This is a genomic window from Butyrivibrio sp. M55 (assembly GCF_900116865.1).
GTDB lineage: Bacteria > Bacillota > Clostridia > Lachnospirales > Lachnospiraceae > Butyrivibrio.
In genome coordinates, this window is sequence record NZ_FPCD01000005.1 from 103971 (window position 1) to 125589 (window position 21619).

Consider the following 21619-nt stretch of genomic DNA (forward strand, 5'->3'; position numbering starts at 1 on the left):
TCATTATGTTTGGAAACACTAAAAAAGATTCTACCAACGCAACTGAAAATGAGATACTTGAACAGGTAGGAACTATTATCGGTCCCGGCGCCGTAATTGACGGTCCGCTTACCACAAAGGATTCAACAAGGATCGATGGCACTATCAAAGGCAACGTTAATATAAGCGGTGCTCTCATTGTAGGTCAGGAAGGTAAAATTTTTGGAACTGCTTCCGGCGTAAATATTTATGTAGCCGGCGAAGTAAACGGAAATCTCTCAGCTCCTCAAGGAAAAGTTGAGATCAGTGATACCGGAAAAGTTGTCGGCGACGTTATCTGTAAAGGAATCATCATCGATGAGAATGCTATTTTCCAGGGCAGATGCGAAATGACCGGTCTTGAAAGAAATTCAGCCGATATTGCAAAAGAACGAGCTGCTGCCGTAACAAGTGAAACAGAAAGCGATTCGGAATCAGAAACTAACGAATCCGATGAGAAGAAAGTAATTTAAGTAAATATTTAGATTAAATAAGCGCTTCGGTTCAAACCGAAGCGCTTATATTTTTTGACTCAATTTTAATTTCGAAATTACTCTTGCAATCTATCGAATACGAGCTCATATCCATCATCGCCATAATTCAGTGAGCGGTTTACTCTGCTGATGGTCGCTGTTGATGCTCCCGTCTTCTCTGCAATCTCAAGGTATGTCTTATGCTCTTTAAGCATTGAAGCCACCTCAAATCTCTGAGAAAGAGATAAAAGTTCGTTCACGGTACAAAGATCATCGAAAAAACTATAACATTCATCTTTATTCTGAAGGCATAGAATTGCGTCAAACAGATGATCTACAGCATCTGTTCTAATCTTTTTGTTCATTTCGCCATCCCTCCGATTTTTCTAACACAAAAAGGTAAACTATATTTCGTTAATAAAAAACCTCTGTGCTTATATATTTTATCACTTTAAAATCTTAAAGTAAATAGGAAGATCTACTTTACTTTTTTAGCTATTTATGCTATTGTTAGTTTGTTGTCATGGACAACAGAACGATTATTTTTTTATTTTTTAGTGGAGGTATTACAATGAACAAAGGTACTGTTAAGTGGTTCAACAACCAGAAAGGTTATGGCTTTATCTCTGATGAGGCTGGAAACGATGTATTCGTACATTATTCAGGACTTAACATGGAGGGCTTCAAGTCTCTCGACGAAGGCGCTTCAGTTGAGTACGATGTAATCCAGGGCGAAAAAGGACCTCAGGCCGTAAACGTAAACAAGCTTTAATTAATCAAAAAGTTGAAGCTAATTAATCAGACTACATGTCGACTTATTCTTAAATATAAAAATAAATATTTAGAATTTGCAATTGTATAGATGATTAATCAACAGAGCCATCCAACATTTGTTGGATGGCTTTTTTGTTTATCATTCACATATATCAACTATATCTTTTATCTTAAGATTACCGCCGAAAATCTCAAGGGCACTTCCTATCGTAACGTCCACTCTTCCCTTTCCGATTTCCTTAAGCTCTTTTACATCGTCAAGACTTCCTGCTCCTCCGGCATAGGTAACGGGTATCTTTCCCCAGTCTCCGAGGATCTTCGCCACATTCTTCTCTATACCTTTTTGCTTGCCTTCTACATCGGCAGCATGAACAAGAAATTCATCGCAATATCCGGAAAGCTGATCAAGCGTCTCCTCATTAAGCTCAACATCTGTAAGCTTCTGCCACCTGTCTGTTACTATGTAATACTTTCCGTCTACATTTTTGCACGAAAGATCAAGAATAACCTTCTCTTTTCCAACTGCCTCTTTAAGCTTCTGCAGATTGGCGTAATTGATTTCTCCGTCTTTAAATACATAAGAAGTAACAATAACGTGAGAAGCACCCGCATTTATAAATTCTGAGGCGTTTTCAGCCGTTATTCCGCCGCCGACCTGCATGAGTCCGGGACAAGCCAAAAGAGCCTCTATAGCCTGTTTTTTCGTCTTCTCATACAAGGGGCTTGTTACAGGATTAAGCAATATTATATGTCCGCCCGAGAGCCCCATCTCTCTGTACATTCTGGCGTAGAATACAGCATCCTGTGAAGCAACATAGTTTTCTTTTGCCTCATCGTTCTTATCACGAAGGCTGCTCCCCACTATCTGCTTCACTTTGCCGTTATGAATATCAATACAAGGTCTGAATCTCATACACTTCTCCTCAGGTGCTGCTTCCTAACAGTCAGGCAAGGACATCCGACATGTCATACAATCCCGCAGACTTACCGGCAAGGAATTTAGCTGCCTCAATGGCGCCCTTTCCAAAGATTGCTCTTGAATAAGCTCTGTGAGAAAGAGTTACAACCTCGTCGTGACCTGCAAAGATAACATCATGGTCACCTACGATTGTTCCTCCACGTACAGCAGAGATTCCGATTTCCTTCTGAGGTCTCTTTTCTCTTCTTGTGCTTCTGTCGTATACATAATCCATCTCATTATTAAGAGATTCGTTAATGCTGTCTGCAAGTGCGATTGCTGTTCCACTTGGTGAATCAAGCTTCTGATTATGATGCTTTTCTACTATCTCGATATCAAATCCCGCAGCCGCAAACATGGGAGAAACTTCCTTGAGCACCTTTATAAGTGCATTTACGCCAACCGACATATTTGCTGACTTAAGAACCGCCACCTTTGAAGAAGCTTCTTTTACCATCTTAAGCTGATCCTCAGAAAGTCCTGTTGAGCAAAGAACAACCGGAACATTCTTAGCCGTGCAGTAATTAAGAAGTCCCTCTACTGCTGATGCATTCGAGAAATCAACGATAACATCGGCTTCCGTAGTACATTCATCAAGACTTCTGTACACGGGAAAATCGTAGTTGTTATCGCCAAAAGCGTCTACGCCCGCTACTACTTCTATATCATTATCTTCCTTTACAAGGTCGATGATAACCTTGCCCATACGGCCGTTGCAGCCGTGCATGATCATTTTTGTCATCTGTGTTTCCTTTCCAAATCTGTGTAATTCTAGCTATTTACTCTAAGAAACATCGTTTTTGCCAAGTATCCCGTCAGATAAGACCAAACTTCTTCATCTCTTCCTTAAGCTTAGCGCAATTCTCGGCCTCCATCTCTGTAAGAGGAAGGCGAAGCGGACCTGCTGCAAAGCCGATCATCTTAAGCGCGCTCTTAACGGGAATAGGATTAACCTCTGAGAAAAGAGCTTTTACAAGAGGATATGCCTTGAACTGAAGCTTTCTTGCAGTCTCATAATCTCCCTCAAGACACTTCTGGCAGATCTCATGTGTCTGAGCAGGAGCAACGTTTGCAAGAACCGAAATTACTCCGAGGCCGCCGACTGACATAAGAGGTACGATCTGATCGTCATCTCCCGAATAAAGATCGATACATCCGTCTGCAAGCTGCATCATCTTGATAGTCTGTGACATGTTTCCTGTAGCATCCTTGATGGCAACAATATTCTTTTTCTCCTTGCAGAGCTTAACAGCTGTCTCAGGAAGAATGTTACATCCTGTTCTGCTCGGTACATTGTAAAGAATGATCGGAATATTTACTGCGTCAGCAATTGCAGAAAAGTGTGCAACAAGACCACCCTGTGTTGCCTTATTGTAATATGGAGTTACGCACAAAAGTGCATCCGCGCCGTAGCTTTCAGCAAGCTTAGAGAGCTTAATTGCTGTCTCTGTGCAATTGGAACCTGTTCCTGCGATAACGGGAACTCTTTTTGCAACTTTATCTATACAGAACTTAACAACATCCATGTGCTCTTCTTCTGTCATGGTTGCTGCTTCACCTGTTGTTCCGCAAACGATGATCGCGTCTGTTCCGTTCTCGATCTGGAACTCAATAAGACGTTCGAACTCCTCGTAATTAACCTCTCCGTTTTCCTTAAATGGTGTTGCGATTGCAACTCCCGCTCCTTTAAAAATTGCCATTTTTTCCTCCTTAATAAATCGCGCCGGTCGAAGCCTCTTTCATCGAATGGAATTTGTGCTCTGCACAAACAAAAAACCGACTCCATAAAGGGAGCCGGTAACATAATCTTTTCACTATAAAAAGAATAATGTTGATAGCGCCCCATCCTTAGATGACAGTCATGCGGTTCTTAACCGTATGCCCAAGCAATTGACCTTCAGGGAGTCAACCCTTTCGGCGTATTTCCCTTTCATACCGCTTCATCTGTGCCTGACACATCTGCGGTATTACTTATTAAATACGCAACCTCTATCCAACTGTTTTTGTGTTTTGTTTTTTAAATAGTACAACTATCGTCAAGTGGCTGTCAATACGCAAGCACTTTTTACCATAAACTAAGCATTATCTAAAAAAGCCTTAAGCCCCTGCAATTGTGACGTTTTCAATCTTTATGACGCTGGGTACGAGATAATTGTCATACTGACGAAGTTCCTTTGAGAGTTTAACATCACTGATGAGCTCTGTAAGAGTTCCCGTTACGGATCCTCCACAAACAGGAGTAACCTTATCTCCCTCATGCCAGTAAGCAAGTCTTATCTCTCCTGCAATCTCTCCGGTGAAAATATCTACACTGAAGTCCGAAAACTCAACAGGCTCAAGGTATGTGCCTGTTCTTATCTCACTCTCCGAAAGCTTACCACCCTCAGCTTTAAAGTTTGTTGCAATGAAGGAATCTTCAACTCCGAGATAATTACGGAACTGAACACCGCCCCAATAGCTTACGGGAACGTTGTTCTTAATAATATCCATATCCCTGACCTCTGCACCTTCAGCATCAACAGGGAAGTTCTTGGAGGAATTGGCAAGCTCTTTTACCGCACTGATTGTAAAGGTGTCGCCCTTAACATCATTACAGATTGCCTTGCCGATCTCCCAATCAGACATTTCACGGTACTTCACGGATGCCATCATCTTATCAACGATCCACTCGTAGATCTGAACACTGTCCTGTGTAGGAAAAAGAACTGCTGCTTTTCCAACAGATGGTGTCGGTTTTGCCACAAGTCTGTCCTTACCATACTTAAGAGTATCCGAGATTTCTTTTACCAGATTCTCTCTGTCACATGTTCCTGCTGTATACATGCGGTAAAGCTCGATCTCATGCTCTTCGTTTCTTGCATTGACAACAACTTCTACGGTTGAACTCGGGTAAGAAATCGTAACATCGATGCCCTCAGAGTTGACGTATCTTCTCTTGCAGTTCTCAGCAAAGATCTCATAGGAATTGATGTCCTCGCCTGAAGTCTCGGGAATCTGCTGCATAGCTTCGATGTAATCCTTTGCCATCTGTTGTGGATCAAAGTTCTCATCCACACCCTTAACAGGCTTCTTGTTGAGCTCGTAGTATGGATTCTTAACATAGGAAGCTCTCTCATAAAGATCGTCAATTATCTTTTTAGCCTCGGCTTCCGTTGCTGTCGGTGCTATCTCCTGTGATGCGCTTCCAAGATACTTGCCGTCATCCAGCTTTCTATGAACAATTACCTCTATGTGTTCAACGTCGCGAACTCTGTTCTGATCAAGCCTGTGTCCGATGAAATAGAACTCCCAGCCCTCTGTACATGTATCTGTAACTTCCCAGGCATCTGCGCCTGAGTTTTTCAAAAGTTCAATTATCTTATCTGTCATCTTCTCATCCCCTTTATCCAAGTCTTGCCACTGCCTTCAGGTATGGGCCGCCGTCTGAAACCTTAACCCATTCCTTGTGGCCTTTTCCGCAGGCTCCGTCTCCGAATGATTCGTAGTCGTTGCTAGCCATGGAAATGGATCCAAGAAGATTGGGCACATAGCCCGTGAGAACAACAGGAGAAACCACCTTTCCGGTGAGCTTTCCGTCGATGATCTCGTAACCTCTTGCTATGATGCACTGAATTCCCCAGTGCTTTGGATCCTCCATTCCGGCATCAATTCCGACTAAAAGATATCCCTTCTTAACCGAAGCGATCATCTCTTCTTTTGTGGATGTTCCCTTATCAAACATTGTGTTTGTCATTCTTGTGTAAGCCTTGTGCTCGAAGTTCTCTCTCTTGCCGTTACCGGTTGGCTTTGTTCCGAGTCTGAGAGCTGCAAGAGCATCGCATATACCTGCCTTAAGGATACCCTTTTCAATCTCGATAACATCGCCCGCCAAAGTTCCTTCATCGTCAAATGCATAGCTGGATACATCTTTTACGCAGTTTGCACCTTCATGCATGGTAACAAGATCCGATCCGACTCTCTTATCAATATAATCTGCTCCGAGAGCTCTTTTCTTAACGAACATATCCATCTCAACGCCGTGACCGAATGCCTCGTGAGCGATAAGTCCCGAAACGTCGGGAGCAGTAATGATTTCATACTCTCCCGGAATCACGTGCTCAGAACCAAGGCTGTCCTGAAGTTCCTTGAAACTCTTATTGACGAGGTCTCCGAGTCTTTCAAAAATTTCCGGACCTTCTCTGTCAGAAATTCCGTTGATAGCCTGATTGCTATTACCATCGCGGTCACCGATCATGTACACGAAACCTTCTGAAATTACATAGCTCTGACGAAGGTCCTTATTTGGTGTAAGGAACATCTTGCAAATGTGGGTTGACTGAGCCGCACAGGTGCAATCAATGACTTCATCAGAAAGAGCTACTCCCTCGTCGCTGAGCTTCTGAAGCTTACCAACAAGAGCCGAAAGATCTGTCTCTTCAGGAAGTTCTCCAGTCTCCATTTCCACAAAGAGCTCCTGCTTCTCATCCTCGAGCTTGGGAGTATTGTAGATTTCTGAATTTGTCTCTTTTAACACTGCAAGCTGACGATCAAGAACTCCCTTAGCCTTGGCTGCCATAGCTACGGCATCGCCCTCAAATCTGTTAAAAGAATATTCGCTGTAAAGGCCGTCTTTGTAAACCCTTATGACATTTCCTCTCTCTGTTGTAAGGGTTGATCCGGCAATAGTCTTAACACGCTGAGATACTCTGACATTGAAACCTACAGAGTCTGTTGAAAGAACGCTGACATAGTCATAGCTTTTTGCAAGCTCTGCTATCATCTCTTTCAATCTCAACGCCATGTCGTTTAAATATATAGAAAATTTAGCTTTCATTATTATCTCCTTTCGTAACTTTATTTGGGTCATATCTTCGCAGCCACGCTCTATTCTAACATAAAAGGTCTATTTTTCTGTGAAATTTTATGGTTGAACAATAAAAATACGCGTGCTATAATTCCTTAGTTTGAAATGGATGTGTTTTTTAAGGAGACAAAAGATTTATGAAGCAGACAAGAAATGATGTTAGAAACGTTGCGATAATTGCACACGTTGACCATGGTAAAACAACTCTGGTTGACGGACTTTTGAGACAGAGCGGTGTTTTCCGTGAAGGTCAGGAAGTTGTAGAGCGCGTAATGGATTCCGGCGATATCGAAAAAGAGCGTGGAATCACAATCATGTCCAAGAATACAGCTATTACTTATAAAGATATCAAGATCAATATCATCGACACTCCCGGTCACGCTGATTTCGGTGGTGAGGTTGAGCGTGTTCTTAAGATGGTTAACGGCGTTATCCTTGTTGTTGACGCTTTCGAAGGCCCCATGCCCCAGACCAAGTTCGTTCTTGGAAAAGCTATGGCTCTCGGTCTTCCCGTTATCGTATGTGTCAACAAGATTGACAGACCCGAAGCAAGACCTAACGAAGTTATCGATGAAGTTCTTGAACTTCTCATCGACCTCGGCGCAGATGACAACCAGCTTGACTGCCCGTTCGTATTCGCTTCCGCAAAAGCAGGAACATCATCTCTTTCACTTGATGAAGCAGGCAAGGATATGAAGCCTCTTCTTGATACAATCATTAATTATATCCCCGCTCCCGTCGGAGATCCCGATGCGAGCACACAGGTTCTTATCAGCACTATCGACTACAACGAGTACGTAGGACGTATCGGTGTAGGTAAGGTTGATAACGGTGTTGTTAAAGTAAACCAGGAAGTTATCGTAGTAAACCACCACGAGCCTGAAAGACGCGTTAAGACCAAGATCAGCAAGCTCTATGAGTACGACGGTCTCGGAAGAGTTGAGGTTCAGGAGGCAAAGATTGGTTCAATCGTTGCCATCTCCGGAATCGAAGATCTTAAGATCGGTGATACAATCTGTTCCGTTGATGAGCAGGTTGCAATTCCTTTCCAGAAGATCTCAGAGCCCACAATCTCCATGAACTTCATTGTAAACGACTCTCCTCTCGCAGGTCAGGAAGGTAAATATGTTACTTCACGTCACCTCAGAGACAGACTTTACAAAGAGCTCAACACAGACGTTTCTCTTCGTGTAGAAGATACAGATACAACAGAGACATTCAAGGTTTCAGGTCGAGGCGAGCTTCACCTCTCAGTTCTTATCGAGACAATGCGTCGTGAAGGATTTGAGTTTGCGGTAAGTAAAGCTGAGGTTATCTATCACACAGATGAAAACGGCCAGAAACTTGAACCTATGGAAAAATGCTACATCGACGTTCCCGACGAGTTCTCAGGAAGCGTTATCCAGAAGCTTGGCGAAAGAAAAGGCGAGCTTGTAAACATGGGTGCCGGAAACGGCGGATATACACGTATTGAGTTCAACATCCCTTCACGTGGACTTATCGGTTACAGAGGTGAGTTCATGACAGATACAAAGGGTAACGGAATCATCAATACAATCTTTGACGGATATGCTCCTTACAAGGGAGATATGAACTATAGAAAGACCGGTTCCGTAATCGCATTTGAGACAGGTGAGGCAACCGCTTACGGTCTCTTCAATGCTCAGGACAGAGGTCAGCTCTTCATTAAGACAGGTGACAAGGTTTATTCAGGAATGGTAATCGGAACCAGTGGAAAGAGCGAAGACGTTGAAGTTAACGTATGTAAGACAAAACACCTTACAAACACAAGAACTTCATCTTCAGACGAAGCATTAAGACTTGTTCCTCCGAAAATCATGTCTCTTGAGCAGGCAATCGAATTTATCGATAACGATGAGCTTCTTGAGGTTACACCTACAAGCCTTCGTATCAGAAAGAGAATTCTCGATCCTACACTTCGTAAGAGAGCAAACTTTAAAAAGTAAAAGGGTTACGTCACAAAAAACAAGACATATATATATATGTCTTGTTTTTTGTATTGCAAGGTTCTTTTTTCCTTATTTTTCCTTATTTTCTAAATTTCCTTAATTCCTCACATGAGGTAATATCCTGCATCTCCTTCAGTGATGGTTATTTTTCCTTCACACTTCTGGATGAGGCCTTCGGTGATTTTTTCTTTATCTTCTTCTTTTACGCAAATATCGTATTGAACGTTTTCTGTATACCTTGGATCGCTTATAGAAATTTTATTTTGTTCAAGGAAATATTTTACGTTATTTATCATATTATATGCGACTTCTACCGTGAGCTGTCTGGCATATACCATCTCTCCCGTTTCGGAAGCTGCAATGGCGGCCTGAGCGGCCTGTGTATAGGCTCTTACAAGGCCTCCGGTACCAAGAAGAACTCCTCCGAAATACCTTGTAACTATCACAAGTGTATTGGTAAGTCCCGCCCCCGTGATTACCTCAAGTATGGGCTTTCCTGCGGTTCCCGACGGTTCTCCGTTATCACTGCATCTGGTATTCTCGCTGTTTTTACCTATTACATAGGCATAGCAATTGTGGCGCGCATCCCAATACTTTTTTGACACCTCTGCAATCTTCTTTTCTGCGTCTTCTACGGACTCGACTATGTAGGAACTACCTATAAATCTGGACTTTTTCTCGACAATCTCGCCCGTTCCCTCTTTTGTTACTACTTTGTACGTTTTAATCTCACTCATAAAGCCATAATAACACACTTTCTTTATAATATCTTCAATTAGTGGTATACTAACATACATTATAAAAGGAATAAAAAGAGAGGTTGATATATGAATTATGGTAAACGAGGTATCGTGTCTCAAGCCCGAGTGCTAAGTTCCGGTACCGATAAGTGGGGGAAAAAATTTGGACTATTAGGTTTTTACTCTCTGATATCAGGAGTTTTAGCCGTAGCGATAATAGGTGCCAGCGCCGGACTCGGCGTTTTTATGGGTGTAAAAGATCAGGCGAATGATTATGCAAGTAAGCTGGAGACTCTTGCTACTCCCAAAGGCTTTTCTACATTTGTATACGATCAGGAACAGAATCAGATTGCAAAGCTTGATGCTGCTGATTCAAACCGTGTAGTTGTACCCGGAGATAAGATTCCGGAGAATATGTCCAACGCTTTTGTTGCCGTAGAGGATGAACGTTTCTACGACCACAACGGAATTGATATTCACGGTATTATCCGTGCCGGATTCAAAGCACTTTCATCAGGTGATATGTCACAGGGTGCGAGTACAATTACACAGCAGCTTATTAAGAACACTGTATTTAGTGAAACCTGGACAAACGAATCCAAACTTGAAAAAATTAAGCGTAAGATTCAGGAACAGTTCCTCGCGGTTGAGCTTGAAAAACAGCAGACCAAGGAACAGATTCTTGTAAACTACATGAACACAATCGCCTTGGGCCAGAGTGTCTACGGCGTTCAGGCAGCTGCAAAGACTTATTTTGGAAAAAATGTCGAAGACCTCGACCTCTCAGAATGTGCCGTAATTGCCGGAATCACTCAGAACCCCAGCAAATACGACCCTCGTAGACATCCTGAGAACAATAAAGAAAAAAGAAATATTGTCCTTGATAAAATGCTCGCCCAGGGCTATATCAAACAGGATGAATATGACATTGCAAAATCAGACGATATATATGACCGCATCAAATCTGTGAATGAAGAAACAGAAGAAAACAAAAAAGTTAACTCTTACTTTGTTGATGCCCTTATTGATGACCTTATCAACTCACTCATGGATGAAGAAATAATGGGTGATAAAGTCATGACCAAACAGGAGGCGATAAACGAAGTTTATTCAGGCGGTCTTAAAGTTTATTCCTCGCAAGATACAAAAATACAGAATATCTGTGATGAAATATACGGAAATCCCGATAATTATCCTAAAGGAACAAAGATATATCCTCAGTATCTTTTGACTGTTCATCACAAAGACGGTTCGGTTGATAACTATAACAGTAATCACTTGGATAAATTCATGGGCGGCAGAGAAAAAATGATCTTCAAATCCAAAGAAGACGTAGACGCAGCCATTGAGAAATTCAAAGAAAAGTATGTCGGGGAAGGCGATACAGTAAATGAGCATGACGAATCTCTTGAATACGTTCCACAGCCTCAGATCTCATTAACAGTCGCTGACCAAAAAACAGGCCAGATTGTTGCACTTATAGGCGGACGCGGTGAAAAGAAACAGAACAGATCCCTTAACAGAGCAACAGGAGCCAAAAGACAGCCCGGTTCAACATTTAAGGTTATTGCATGCTTTGCACCGGGAATCGACCACGGAGATCTAACCCTTGCAACTACATTCAAGGATGCAGAATTCCACTATGACAACGGACGAGGTCGAGCTGTTAAGAACCACTGGGGTGCCGAATACAGAGGTCTTCAGTCTGTAAGATACGCTATAATCAAATCTGCCAACGTTCTTACTGTTGAAGCATATACATACATAACTCCTGCGGTTGGTGCAGATTACCTTAAGAATAAGTTCCATTTCACAACACTTACAAAAGGCGACCTTGAACAGCAGGCTACTTGCCTTGGTGGTGTTGAACATGGTGTATATTGCAACGAACTTAATGCAGCATATGCCACTATAGCAAACGGCGGAATATATTATAAACCTCATCTTTTTCAAAAAGTTCTCGACCACGATGGAAATGTGCTTATCGACAATACAGCACCTGAAGGCGAACGTGCACTTAAAGAAACAAGTGCATACCTTCTTAAGAGCGCAATGAAAGACGTTGTAACAAAAGGTACAGCTACATCCGTCAACTTCGACAAGAACAGAGACATTGCAGGTAAAACAGGTACAACAACCAGCAACGTAGACGTATGGTTTGCAGGTTTTACAGCCAACTACACTGCAACATCATGGGCCGGTTATGACAACAACGTCCATTTGCCCAACAGCGGTGAAGAACATAACCTCGCAAAGACCATGTGGACAAAAGTAATGAAAGAGATACATGCCGACTTAGAGCCTGCCAAATTTGAAGTTCCGGACGGCATTGTAAAAATGGATGTATGTGCCAAGTCAGGTCTGCGCCCGACAAACGGCTGTGAAGTAATAAACGAAATCTTCGATAAAGATAATGTTCCCGGCGAAAGCGAAATGTGCGATGTACATGTCGGCGGCGGAATGTTTCCCATGTGCCTTATCGATCATAAACCCGCATGTCCAAATTGTCCTTTCCAGACAACCGGTGAAAAAGATCCTATGAGACTTGAAAAAATTAAGGACGGCTTTGCACAGCCACTTAATTTTGGCGGCGACAACACCGGAGGCGGTGGTGGTGGACTTTTGGATGGCTTGTTTGGCGATCACTGTCATCACAACGCCGAATTCATGGCGCAGGGAAATATAGCTGAAATACTCACGAATGAATTGATACAGAACGGATACCAGGATAAAGTTGAACAATACCAGCAAAGCTGGCAAAACAATAACGCTTTCGAACAATGGTTCAATGGATTTATGGGAGATCACGACGGTGATGACCAGAATAATGATTACCATGACGGCGATAATAATGGCGGTGATGATCACGGCGGTGATAATCATGGCGGAGACAATAATGGTGGAGACAATAACAGCAACCAGAATAACGATTGGCCAAATGGTCAGAATGACCAACCACAACCTCAGCCTCAACCGGACCCGCAGCCTGCACCGCAACCCGATGACAACCAAGGCGGTGACAATCAGAATAACTGATACTAAAGGAGAGGTCATTTTATGGACTTTGGAAGAAGGGGTATTGTAGCGCAAGCAAAGTCGCTTAGCGCACGTGCCGACAGATGGGGAAAGAAATTCAGTCTTTTCGGCTTCTACTCTCTCATCTCAGCAATTTTAGGTTCTATCATAATAACTGCAAGCGCCGGAATCGGCGTGTTTATGGGTATCAAGGATCAGGTTAACGAAAAAACCGAACAGCTTGAGAACCTTGCCAAACCCACAGGCTTTTCTTCTTTCGTTTTTGACATAGACGGAAACAAGATAAAGAAGATCGACTCAGCCGATTCAAACAGACAGACTATAACCAAAGAAAACAGGGATAAGATCCCTGCAAATCTGACAAATGCTTTTATTGCCGTAGAGGACGAACGTTTCTACGAGCATAACGGAATCGATATTCACGGTATGATCCGTGCCGGTTTCAAAGCTTTTTCATCAGGAGATCTGTCTCAGGGTGCAAGTACAATAACCCAGCAGCTCATTAAGAACACAGTATTCAGAGAGACCTGGACAAAAGAATCAAAGCTCGACAGAATTAAGCGTAAGATTCAGGAGCAGTTCCTCGCTGTAGAACTTGAGAAAAAGATCAGCAAGGAAGATATTCTTTTAAACTACATGAATACCATCGCCTTAGGTCAGAGTATCTATGGTGTTCAAGCTGCAGCAAACGATTATTTCGGCAAAAAAGTAGAAGAACTTGACCTCTCAGAATGTGCAGTAATTGCCGGAATTACTCAGAACCCAAGTAAATACGATCCAAGAAGGCATCCTGACAACAATAAGGAAAAAAGAAATATCGTCCTTGATAAGATGCTCACGCAAGGATACATCACACAGGAAGAATACGATATTGCCAAGACCGACACTGTCTATGAGCGCATCAAGACAATAAATGAGGAAACAGGAAACAAACAGCCCAACTCCTACTTTATCGATGCCCTTATCGACGATGTAATTGCTTCACTTATGAATGAAGAACTTATGAAACAGACAGGTCATGAAGCAATGTCAAAATATGATGCCGAGCAGGCTGTATATGCCGGAGGTCTTCAGATTTTTTCCTCACAGGACAGTAAAATCCAGAGTATATGTGATGAAGTATACAAAAACCCTGATAACTATCCTAAGACAACAAAACTGTTCCCTCAGCTCGCACTTACGGTTCGTAATGCCGACGGCTCTGTAAAGCAGAATTACGACAGCTATTCCATGGATAAATTCATGGGCGGTAAAGACAGAATGATCTTTAAATCCCAGGAAGACGTTGATGCAGCTGTTGAAAAGTTCAAGGAATCCGTTGTTGATACAGAAAAAGGTGAATATGTAGGCGAAAAGGATATTTTCCTTGACTATGTTCCCCAGCCTCAGGTATCAATAACAATCTGCGATCAGAGAAACGGACAGATAGTTGCACTTATCGGCGGACGAGGCGATAAGAAGTTCAACCGTTCACTTAACAGAGCTACAAAGTCTCCCAGACAGCCCGGTTCTACATTTAAGGTTCTTTCAACCTTTGCGCCCGGAATCGATCACGGAGACCTCACTCTCGCCACTACATTTAAGGATGCAGAGTTCCACTATCAGGACGGAAAAGGCAGAGCTGTTAAAAACCACTGGGGTGCCGAGTACAGAGGCCTTCAGTCTGTAAGATATGCGATAATCAAATCTGCCAACGTTCTTACTGTTGAAGCATTTACATATATAACACCCGCTGTTGGTTTCGATTATCTTGTAAACAAGTTCCATTTTACAACACTTACGGAAGATGACGGAAAGCAGCAGGCTACCGCCCTCGGAGGTGTTGCAAAAGGTGTATATTGCTCAGAACTTAATGCTGCCTATGCTTCTATCGCAAGCGGCGGTATGTATTACAAGCCACATTTGTATGTACAGGTTCTTGACCATGACGGAAATGTTCTTCTTGATAACGTTGCTCCCGAAGGTGAGCGTGCTCTTAAAGAGACAAGCGCTTATCTTCTCACAAGTGCAATGAAAGATGTTGTAACAAAAGGTACAGCTACATCAGTAAACTTTGGTAAGACCGATATAGCTGGTAAGACAGGTACAACAACCAGCAACGTAGACGTTTGGTTTGCAGGATATACCAACTACTACACCGCTACATCCTGGGCAGGATATGATAACAACGTACATTTGCCGGGTAGCGGCGAAGAGCACAACCTCGCAAAATCCCTGTGGAGAAAGACCATGGAGAAGATTCATGAAGATCTTGACCCCATGCACTTTGAACAACCTGCAGGTATCGTTACCGAAAATGTATGTGCTCAGTCAGGACTTCTCCCCTTCGAAGGATGCGGCGAAGTAATAAGTGAGATTTTTGATAAAGATAATGTTCCCGATGAAATCTGTGACGTACACAGTCTCGGAGAGATATGTCAGCTTGACCATAAATCCGCATCACCTGAATGTCCTTTCAAGACTATAGGATATGGCGGAAGAGATCCAAAGAGACTTGAAAAAATTGCAGCCGGTTTCCCAGGCGGCGTAAGTACCGGCGGTATGTCAGGCACATGCCATCACACCGCGGAATTTATGTCTCAGCCGGGTATTGAAGGAATAATCGCAGCCGAAAGAGGTCAGATCGGTGCAGGCGGTTGGGGAGGCGGAGGCCAGCCACAACCACAGCCTCAAGACGGTCAGAATCAGGGCGACCAGCCACAACCTCAACCTGATCCACAGCCTCAGCCCGAGCCGCAACCTCAGCCACAGCCGGAACCTCAACCACAACCTGAGGGAAACAATGAAGGTGGATAATATGATAATATCGAAAACGCAGTTCATTACGGACTGCGTTTTCTTTTTTCTCTTGCAAAGCCATTCCAACATATGTATAATCATTTTGTTGTCGTATTTGACACGTGCGGATATGGCGGAATTGGCAGACGCGCTAGATTTAGGTTCTAGTGTCTTCGACGTAAGGGTTCAAGTCCCTTTATCCGCAGTTTAGAGGTTTTTCATGCGAGTGCATGGAGAACCTTTTTTGTTTGTCGGATTATTACCAGCAAATATTACAGTTCTACGCTTCGGATGCACGATTTTATCTATATAATCACGATTTAATTATTTTACAACTCCTGCTATAATATCTGTCGTAAACAATTTTATGAGGGACAATTTTTCTATGAATAAAAAGATTGATAATTCGATCATTAACGGGCCTATTTTGGGAAGTATGCTTATGTACTTCCTTACTCTTCTTTTGGGCTCTTTTTTCCAGCAATTATATAATATATCCGATACTCTTATCGTAGGTAACGTGCTTGGTCCCGAGGGTCTTGCATCTGTCGGTGGATCTTCTGCGATCATCGTGAATATCTTTGTGGGAATCTTTATGGGACTATCGTCCGGTGCAACGGTCATTATTGCGCAATTTTACGGCGCTAAGAGGCACGAAGAAGTGTCCAAGGCAGTTCATACCGCAATCGCTCTTGCAATCGTCGGTGGGCTTATTATTACGTATTTGGGGTATACCTTTTCACGACGCATTATCATACTTATGGATACCGCTCCCGATATCATAGATTCTTCCGTTACATATCTTCGCATATTCTTTATGGGAATGGTGTTTAACTTTGTCTACAATATCGGAGCCGGCATATTAAGAGCTGTTGGTGATTCCAAGAGACCGCTCTATGTCTTGATTGTAAGCTGCTTTATAAATATCTTTCTCGATATCCTCTTTGTGGTTCATTTCAAGATGGGTGTCGCAGGTGCCGCTATCGCAACAATAATCTGCCAGTTTATAAGTGCCTGTATCATTATCTTTTTGCTTACTAAGGCAAACGATTCATATAAGCTTATACTCAGCAAGATACGCTTTGATGTGCTCATTTTACTTAAGATTATCAGCATCGGTTTTCCCGCTGCAATTCAGTCTACAATGTACACATTCTCAAACCTGCTCATACAGACCTCTATAAACGGTTTCGGACTCAATTACATCGCAGCATGGGCAGCGTACGGAAAACTTGATTCAATATTCTGGATGGGTGTAAATTCGCTTGGAATTGCCGTTACAACGTTCTCAGGACAGAACTACGGCGCAGGTAAGCTTGACAGGGTAAAAGAAAGCACAAAGTGCGCCTTTGGAATTGCTCTTTCGATCACGATTCCCATTACAATAATCTTCTATGTCTGGGCTGCACAGCTACTGTCATTCTTCACGCCTGGCAGTCCCGAGACAATTACTATCGGTGTTCAGATGATGCATTTCCTTGCTCCGTTCTACTTCACATTCCTTGGCGTTGAGATTTTCTCAGGAACGCTCCGCGGAATGGGTACAGCAATTATTCCAATGATCATCACACTTTGCGGAATCTGTGCTCTTCGAATCGTATGGATAAAGGGAGTATTTCCTTTCTACCCTCAGATCGAGACAATAGAAGCAAGCTACCCGATAACATGGATAACCACTACTATTCTGTTTCTATTCTATTACACGTATTACATGAAATTTAAAGCGACTAAAGTTATTAAGTAAAAAAACAGCTCAGTCATTCGACTGAGCTGTTTTCTAATGAGACATGGGGGATTCGAACCCCCGACAACTTGATTAAAAGTCAAGTGCTCTACCACCTGAGCTAATATCCCATGTAAATATTATGTAATTTTGCGACGAAACATCTCACCGCTAACTGGGCTAGCCGGATTCGAACCGTCGTATGCAGCAGTCAAAGTGCTGTGCCTTACCGCTTGGCGATAGCCCAAGATTGTAAGAGCTTAACGCTATACTCCGCTGTAGCAATTACAAAAGTTTGTTCCGAACTCACACTATGTGTTTGTCAGAACTAAGTAATACACAAAAGTAATTAAGTGATTACTTAGGGTGGCTAGAGGGACTCGAACCCTCGGTCTCCAGAACCACAATCTGGCGCGTTAACCAACTACGCTATAGCCACCATATAAAAATGTGCCCGAAGGGATTCGAACCCCCGACCCACGGCTTAGAAGGCCGTTGCTCTATCCAGCTGAGCTACGGACACATGTTTTGAAGTGAGTAGAAAGAGCTGCTCTGCTCTGGGATTCTCACTAAACTCGCTTCGCAAGCTCAGCTCGTTAAGTGTTCACCCATGGTTCGCACCAACTTCGTGAAAAACCTCAGTAGGTGCTCTACTCAAGCGGGTGATGGGAATCGAACCCACGTATCTAGCTTGGAAGGCTAGTGTTCTACCATTGAACTACACCCGCATATATACAATATTTAGATAATGTTTGGCTTGTCCCCTGATCGGGGTGACAGGATTCGAACCTGCGACCCCCTGCTCCCAAAGCAGGTGCTCTAGCCAAGCTGAGCCACACCCCGTCTTGTTCGCATTAAGGTCTAAGCCGTAACGCGAGATTTATTATATAATAGTCTTTCGGGGCTTGTCAACATTATTTTTTCTTATTTTTCAAATATTTTTATGTTGCAAAATCCCGTATTTACAGGTATTTTATTTCATATTTTATATCGTCTTTTTCGATGGTCAAAATGAGGTAACTTGGCCGTCTTCCTTCCTGTCTGGGATATGCGAGACTTCCGGGGTTGAAGATGTAGACACCGCCCATAGTTTTCGCAACAGGCTTGTGTGTATGTCCGTAAAAAATAAGCTCTGCACCTCTCGAAATCCCTTCGCTTCGAAGATTCTCAAGATCCATACTCACAAGATACTGATGTCCGTGCGTAAGAAACGCCTTATGTCCGTCAAGTGTAAAAGTCAACTCTCTTCCAAGCGATGAAAAGAAGTCGTTATTTCCCGCAACAAAGTACACGGGACAATCGGCAGCCAGGGCAAACTTTCCCTCAGAGCCTTCAAAATCTCCGCAGTGGATAATTCCGTCAACCGGCCCTTCTATATCAAGAACTTTATAAAAGTTGTCATCTCTCCCGTGAGTATCACTCACCACCAAATATCTGTGCATCAATCAGTCTCCCGTACCAACTCTTCTTTAAGAAGTTTAGCCATCTCTCTCAAAGCTTTTCCTCTGTGACTAATTGCATTCTTTTCATCCGCCGATATCTCGGCACTTGTCTTCTTGTATTCGGGAAGATAAAAGATCGGATCGTAACCAAAACCGTTTGCTCCGGCAATCTCGTAGCCTATAATGCCCTCCATTGTTCCGACTGTAGAAAGTTTTTTTCCGTCAGGGAGAACAGCTGAAATGGCACATACAAATCTCGCCGTACGCTCGCTGTCGGGAACTCCGTTTAATCTCTCGATGAGATTGTTGTTCTTCTCGGTATATGATGTTTCTTTTCCCATATATCTTGCCGAATAAACGCCCGGCTCGCCGTTTAGATAATCAATCTCAAGTCCCGAATCATCAGCAAGAACTATCGTCTCTTCCGCCTCTTTGGGAAACTTATCCTTAATGATCTGTGCAATCGCAGATGCCTTGATCATTGAGTTTTCCGCAAACGTCTCACCGTTTTCTTCCACGTCTTCAAAAACGCCTGCTTCTTTCATCGAGATGATCTCAATATTCAGAGTATCCAAAATCTCGCGTATTTCCTTCAATTTGTCCTTATTTCCGGTTGCAAATACTATTCTCATTCCATCTCCTTATAGCCGTCTAAAATCGCCTGATAAATGCCCTCAGCGGCCTTTTGCCTGTAAGAGCCCGTAGCAAGCTTCTCCGCATCCTTATTTCCCGTAAGATATCCCAATGAAATCTTGGCGGAAGGAACTCCGGAGTTTTTGATAAGAGCATCGCTCTCGTCACATTCATATATTCCAAGCGCCGTGTTTCCCGTATTGTCCGCGCAGCTACGCTCAACAATATCGGCAAATCTCACGTTGCTAAGATCTCTGATAAAATAAGTTCCGTTGTAATATGTTTCTATTCCGTTGTTGTCTTTGTCTTTAGAATCGGACGTAGCTATCTTGACAGCCATATCGGCGCAAGATTCTTTGATCAGAAGCTCTTTACTTTCATCCGAAATATCTGTATCCGTCATATGGGTAAAAAAGAACTTGACCTTGTTCTCCACATCTTTTTCCGCGATACTACGAAGTCTCTGCGCAACATCTAGCGTGATCTCATTTTCGGACAGACCTGCTGCCGACAAAATTCCGCCAAACGTCGTGTTTATCTCAGGATCGATAAGGACAACTTTGTCATATCTTTCTTTTGGTTTAAAAAACTCGACCTCAATTGTACTGTGATCGGTAAGCGCGCTCTCATTTGCATAAAAGCCGTCAAGTTTAAAATCAAGGCACACTCTGCCCGCATCGTTTTCCGTATGGCAAACGGCACTCTCCAGAATATCGTTATCCGAAACAATCGCATTATCGCCGTAAAAACCCTCTTCTCTACAGTCAACGTAGATAAGAAGTTCATGGTCGGAATACCTGTCTTCAAGCTTGATGTCCTCAGAACTTACGCTTTTTGCAAGAGGAATGATAAGTTTCATCTTTCCGTCTTCCGGCTCTCCTTTTTGGATCAGCAGGTCAAAAGATTTTCCCGAATTAACACTACTCACGGGCATTTCTGCGGCATCCGTTATAAGTATATGTTTGGTTGCAGATCTGTGAAGCATAAGCGTGATAGAAACAACGCCGAATACTGCTGTCAGAACCGCTACTTTTCTCATTTCCTCTTTTTTCATGACAATGGCTCACTCGCTTCTTCTTGGAGGCTTGGGTCCCATAAACTGATAAAAGTAAGTCTTGATCATTCCGTTATAAATTTTTCTGTTCTTATCAGCTTTTTTGCCTATATATTTTTCAGCCTGCTCATAGCCTGTTATAAGGTACATCGACCATGCGTCAAGGCTCTTGTATCTTTCTCCTATTGTCTTGTAAAGCTGCGGAAGGATTTCTTTTTCACCGATTCTCTCACCGTACGGAGGGTTCGTGATAATAAATCCGTATTTCTTCCTGTGGCTTAAATCCGCTATATCTCTTGCTTGGAAGTGGATCATGTTCTCTACACCCGCTTTTTTGGCGTTGATCCTGGCAATCTCAACCATCTCGGGATCAAGATCGTAGCCCTGAATATCGACATCAATATCTGTGATTATCTCTTCCTGAGCCTCTTCTCTTACATCCTTCCAGTTCTGAGGTGTAATAAGATGTGTCCAGCTCTCCGCGGTAAAGTTTCTGTTCATTCCGGGAGCTATATTTGCCGCCATCATCGCAGCTTCAATAGGGATAGTTCCGCTTCCGCAAAAAGGATCCACAAGTATTCTGCTGCCATTCCAAGGTGTCAGCATAATAAGCGCAGCCGCAAGATTCTCGGCGATAGGCGCCTTGGATTCAAGCTTTCTGTAGCCTCTTTTGTGAAGGGAATCACCTGTCGTATCAAGCGCCACAGTGACTTCGTCCTTCATGATAAAAACTCTGATCGGATAGCTCTCCGCATCCTCCTTAAACCAGTCTGTGTGATAACTGAGTTTAAGCTTTTCAACTATAGCTTTTTTAGTAATTGATTGAATATCTGAAGGGCTAAAGAGTTTGCTCTTAACGCTTGATGCTTTTTTTACCCAGAACTTTCCTCGCTCGGGGATAAACTCTTCCCAAGGAAGTTCCTTGACTCCCTGGTACAGCTCTTCGAAAGACTCTGCGTGGAATGCTCCTACTTTTATGAGGATTCTCTCCGCAGTTCTAAGACCAATATTGGCACGGCATACTGCATCCGCATCACCCGCGAAAGTTATCCTGCCGTCCGAGACCTCAGTTATATCATAGCCGAGATCTATTATTTCTTTTTTTAGTACCGCCTCCAGGCCAAAATGGCAAGGGGCTATCAATTCCATCTTTTTCATACCAAATTAGTATACCAAA

General features: G+C 43.0%; 17 protein-coding genes, 7 tRNA genes and 1 riboswitch. Of the genes, 7 read left to right on the forward strand and 17 right to left on the reverse strand.

From position 1 onward, the window contains the following. Window positions 1-5 precede the first annotated feature (5 nt). On the forward strand, window positions 6-491 hold the full coding sequence (locus tag BM398_RS07840; protein WP_092337185.1) for a bactofilin family protein: 486 nt from the start codon (window positions 6-8) through the stop codon (window positions 489-491). A 77-nt stretch (window positions 492-568) separates the two neighbouring features. On the opposite strand, the gene BM398_RS07845 is transcribed toward BM398_RS07840, so the two are convergent. Then, window positions 569-856, reverse strand: coding sequence for a YerC/YecD family TrpR-related protein (locus BM398_RS07845; protein WP_026514625.1), 288 nt, complete (start codon window positions 854-856; stop codon window positions 569-571). A gap of 206 nt (window positions 857-1062) precedes the next feature. On the opposite strand from BM398_RS07845, the gene BM398_RS07850 reads away from it, so the two are divergent. After that, on the forward strand, window positions 1063-1263 hold the full coding sequence (locus BM398_RS07850; RefSeq protein WP_022755461.1) for a cold-shock protein: 201 nt from the start codon (window positions 1063-1065) through the stop codon (window positions 1261-1263). A 141-nt stretch (window positions 1264-1404) separates the two neighbouring features. On the opposite strand, the gene hisA is transcribed toward BM398_RS07850, so the two are convergent. The 5 genes from hisA to BM398_RS07875 form a co-directional block, all read right to left on the reverse strand. Continuing rightward, window positions 1405-2178: a phosphoribosylformimino-5-aminoimidazole carboxamide ribotide isomerase gene (gene hisA / locus BM398_RS07855; RefSeq protein WP_092337186.1), complete on the reverse strand. Its 774-nt coding sequence runs from the start codon at window positions 2176-2178 to the stop codon at window positions 1405-1407. Between the two features lie 31 nt (window positions 2179-2209). Then, window positions 2210-2965: a 4-hydroxy-tetrahydrodipicolinate reductase gene (gene dapB / locus BM398_RS07860; protein ID WP_092337187.1), complete on the reverse strand. Its 756-nt coding sequence runs from the start codon at window positions 2963-2965 to the stop codon at window positions 2210-2212. A 73-nt stretch (window positions 2966-3038) separates the two neighbouring features. Beyond that, window positions 3039-3923: a 4-hydroxy-tetrahydrodipicolinate synthase gene (gene dapA, locus BM398_RS07865; RefSeq protein ID WP_092337188.1), complete on the reverse strand. Its 885-nt coding sequence runs from the start codon at window positions 3921-3923 to the stop codon at window positions 3039-3041. A 127-nt stretch (window positions 3924-4050) separates the two neighbouring features. Then, window positions 4051-4223: riboswitch (Lysine riboswitch) on the reverse strand. Between the two features lie 97 nt (window positions 4224-4320). After that, entirely contained in the window at window positions 4321-5592 is a 1272-nt protein-coding gene (locus BM398_RS07870) for a metallopeptidase TldD-related protein (RefSeq protein WP_092337326.1), read from the reverse strand. Between the two features lie 13 nt (window positions 5593-5605). Beyond that, on the reverse strand, window positions 5606-7036 hold the full coding sequence (locus BM398_RS07875) for a TldD/PmbA family protein (RefSeq protein WP_092337189.1): 1431 nt from the start codon (window positions 7034-7036) through the stop codon (window positions 5606-5608). 167 nt (window positions 7037-7203) lie between these two features. Here BM398_RS07875 and typA point away from each other — a divergent pair, with 167 nt between their 5' ends. After that, entirely contained in the window at window positions 7204-9033 is a 1830-nt protein-coding gene (gene typA / locus BM398_RS07880) for a translational GTPase TypA (protein ID WP_092337190.1), read from the forward strand. Window positions 9034-9140: 107 nt separating this feature from the next. On the opposite strand, the gene BM398_RS07885 is transcribed toward typA, so the two are convergent. Beyond that, a complete protein-coding gene (locus tag BM398_RS07885) occupies window positions 9141-9773 on the reverse strand; it encodes a YigZ family protein (protein ID WP_092337191.1) in 633 nt (210 codons plus the stop codon). A 90-nt stretch (window positions 9774-9863) separates the two neighbouring features. Between BM398_RS07885 and BM398_RS07890 the strand changes: the two genes are divergently transcribed. The 4 genes from BM398_RS07890 to BM398_RS07905 all read left to right on the forward strand — a co-directional run bounded on the left by BM398_RS07890 (window position 9864) and on the right by BM398_RS07905 (window position 17334). Continuing rightward, window positions 9864-12812 carry a transglycosylase domain-containing protein gene (locus BM398_RS07890; RefSeq protein WP_092337192.1) on the forward strand — a complete coding sequence of 983 codons (2949 nt, stop codon included), beginning with the start codon at window positions 9864-9866 and terminating at the stop codon, window positions 12810-12812. A 21-nt stretch (window positions 12813-12833) separates the two neighbouring features. After that, window positions 12834-15608 carry a transglycosylase domain-containing protein gene (locus tag BM398_RS07895; RefSeq protein ID WP_092337193.1) on the forward strand — a complete coding sequence of 925 codons (2775 nt, stop codon included), beginning with the start codon at window positions 12834-12836 and terminating at the stop codon, window positions 15606-15608. 106 nt (window positions 15609-15714) lie between these two features. Continuing rightward, a tRNA-Leu gene (locus tag BM398_RS07900) sits at window positions 15715-15795 on the forward strand. Window positions 15796-15975: 180 nt separating this feature from the next. Beyond that, the gene (locus tag BM398_RS07905; protein ID WP_092337194.1) at window positions 15976-17334 is read left to right on the forward strand and encodes an MATE family efflux transporter; all 1359 of its coding nucleotides are present in this window, start codon (window positions 15976-15978) and stop codon (window positions 17332-17334) included. Between the two features lie 37 nt (window positions 17335-17371). Here BM398_RS07905 and BM398_RS07910 read toward each other — a convergent pair. From BM398_RS07910 to BM398_RS07955, 10 genes are all read right to left on the reverse strand, one after another. Next, window positions 17372-17444: transfer RNA gene (locus BM398_RS07910), tRNA-Lys, on the reverse strand. Between the two features lie 44 nt (window positions 17445-17488). Beyond that, window positions 17489-17560 (reverse strand) — tRNA-Gln (locus BM398_RS07915). A 118-nt stretch (window positions 17561-17678) separates the two neighbouring features. Then, window positions 17679-17752 (reverse strand) — tRNA-His (locus tag BM398_RS07920). Between the two features lie 10 nt (window positions 17753-17762). Further along, window positions 17763-17836: transfer RNA gene (locus BM398_RS07925), tRNA-Arg, on the reverse strand. Between the two features lie 134 nt (window positions 17837-17970). After that, a tRNA-Gly gene (locus tag BM398_RS07930) sits at window positions 17971-18041 on the reverse strand. 40 nt (window positions 18042-18081) lie between these two features. Further along, window positions 18082-18156 (reverse strand) — tRNA-Pro (locus BM398_RS07935). A gap of 119 nt (window positions 18157-18275) precedes the next feature. Next, a complete protein-coding gene (locus tag BM398_RS07940; protein ID WP_092337195.1) occupies window positions 18276-18755 on the reverse strand; it encodes a metallophosphoesterase family protein in 480 nt (159 codons plus the stop codon). Next, entirely contained in the window at window positions 18755-19387 is a 633-nt protein-coding gene (locus tag BM398_RS07945) for an XTP/dITP diphosphatase (protein ID WP_092337196.1), read from the reverse strand. The genes BM398_RS07940 and BM398_RS07945 overlap by 1 nt, the downstream gene beginning before the upstream one ends. Next, entirely contained in the window at window positions 19384-20427 is a 1044-nt protein-coding gene (locus BM398_RS07950) for an N-acetylmuramoyl-L-alanine amidase family protein (RefSeq protein ID WP_175531879.1), read from the reverse strand. Before BM398_RS07950 ends, BM398_RS07945 begins: the two co-directional genes overlap by 4 nt. A 24-nt stretch (window positions 20428-20451) precedes the next feature. Beyond that, the gene (locus BM398_RS07955; protein ID WP_092337198.1) at window positions 20452-21600 is read right to left on the reverse strand and encodes a THUMP domain-containing class I SAM-dependent RNA methyltransferase; all 1149 of its coding nucleotides are present in this window, start codon (window positions 21598-21600) and stop codon (window positions 20452-20454) included. Window positions 21601-21619 lie beyond the last annotated feature (19 nt).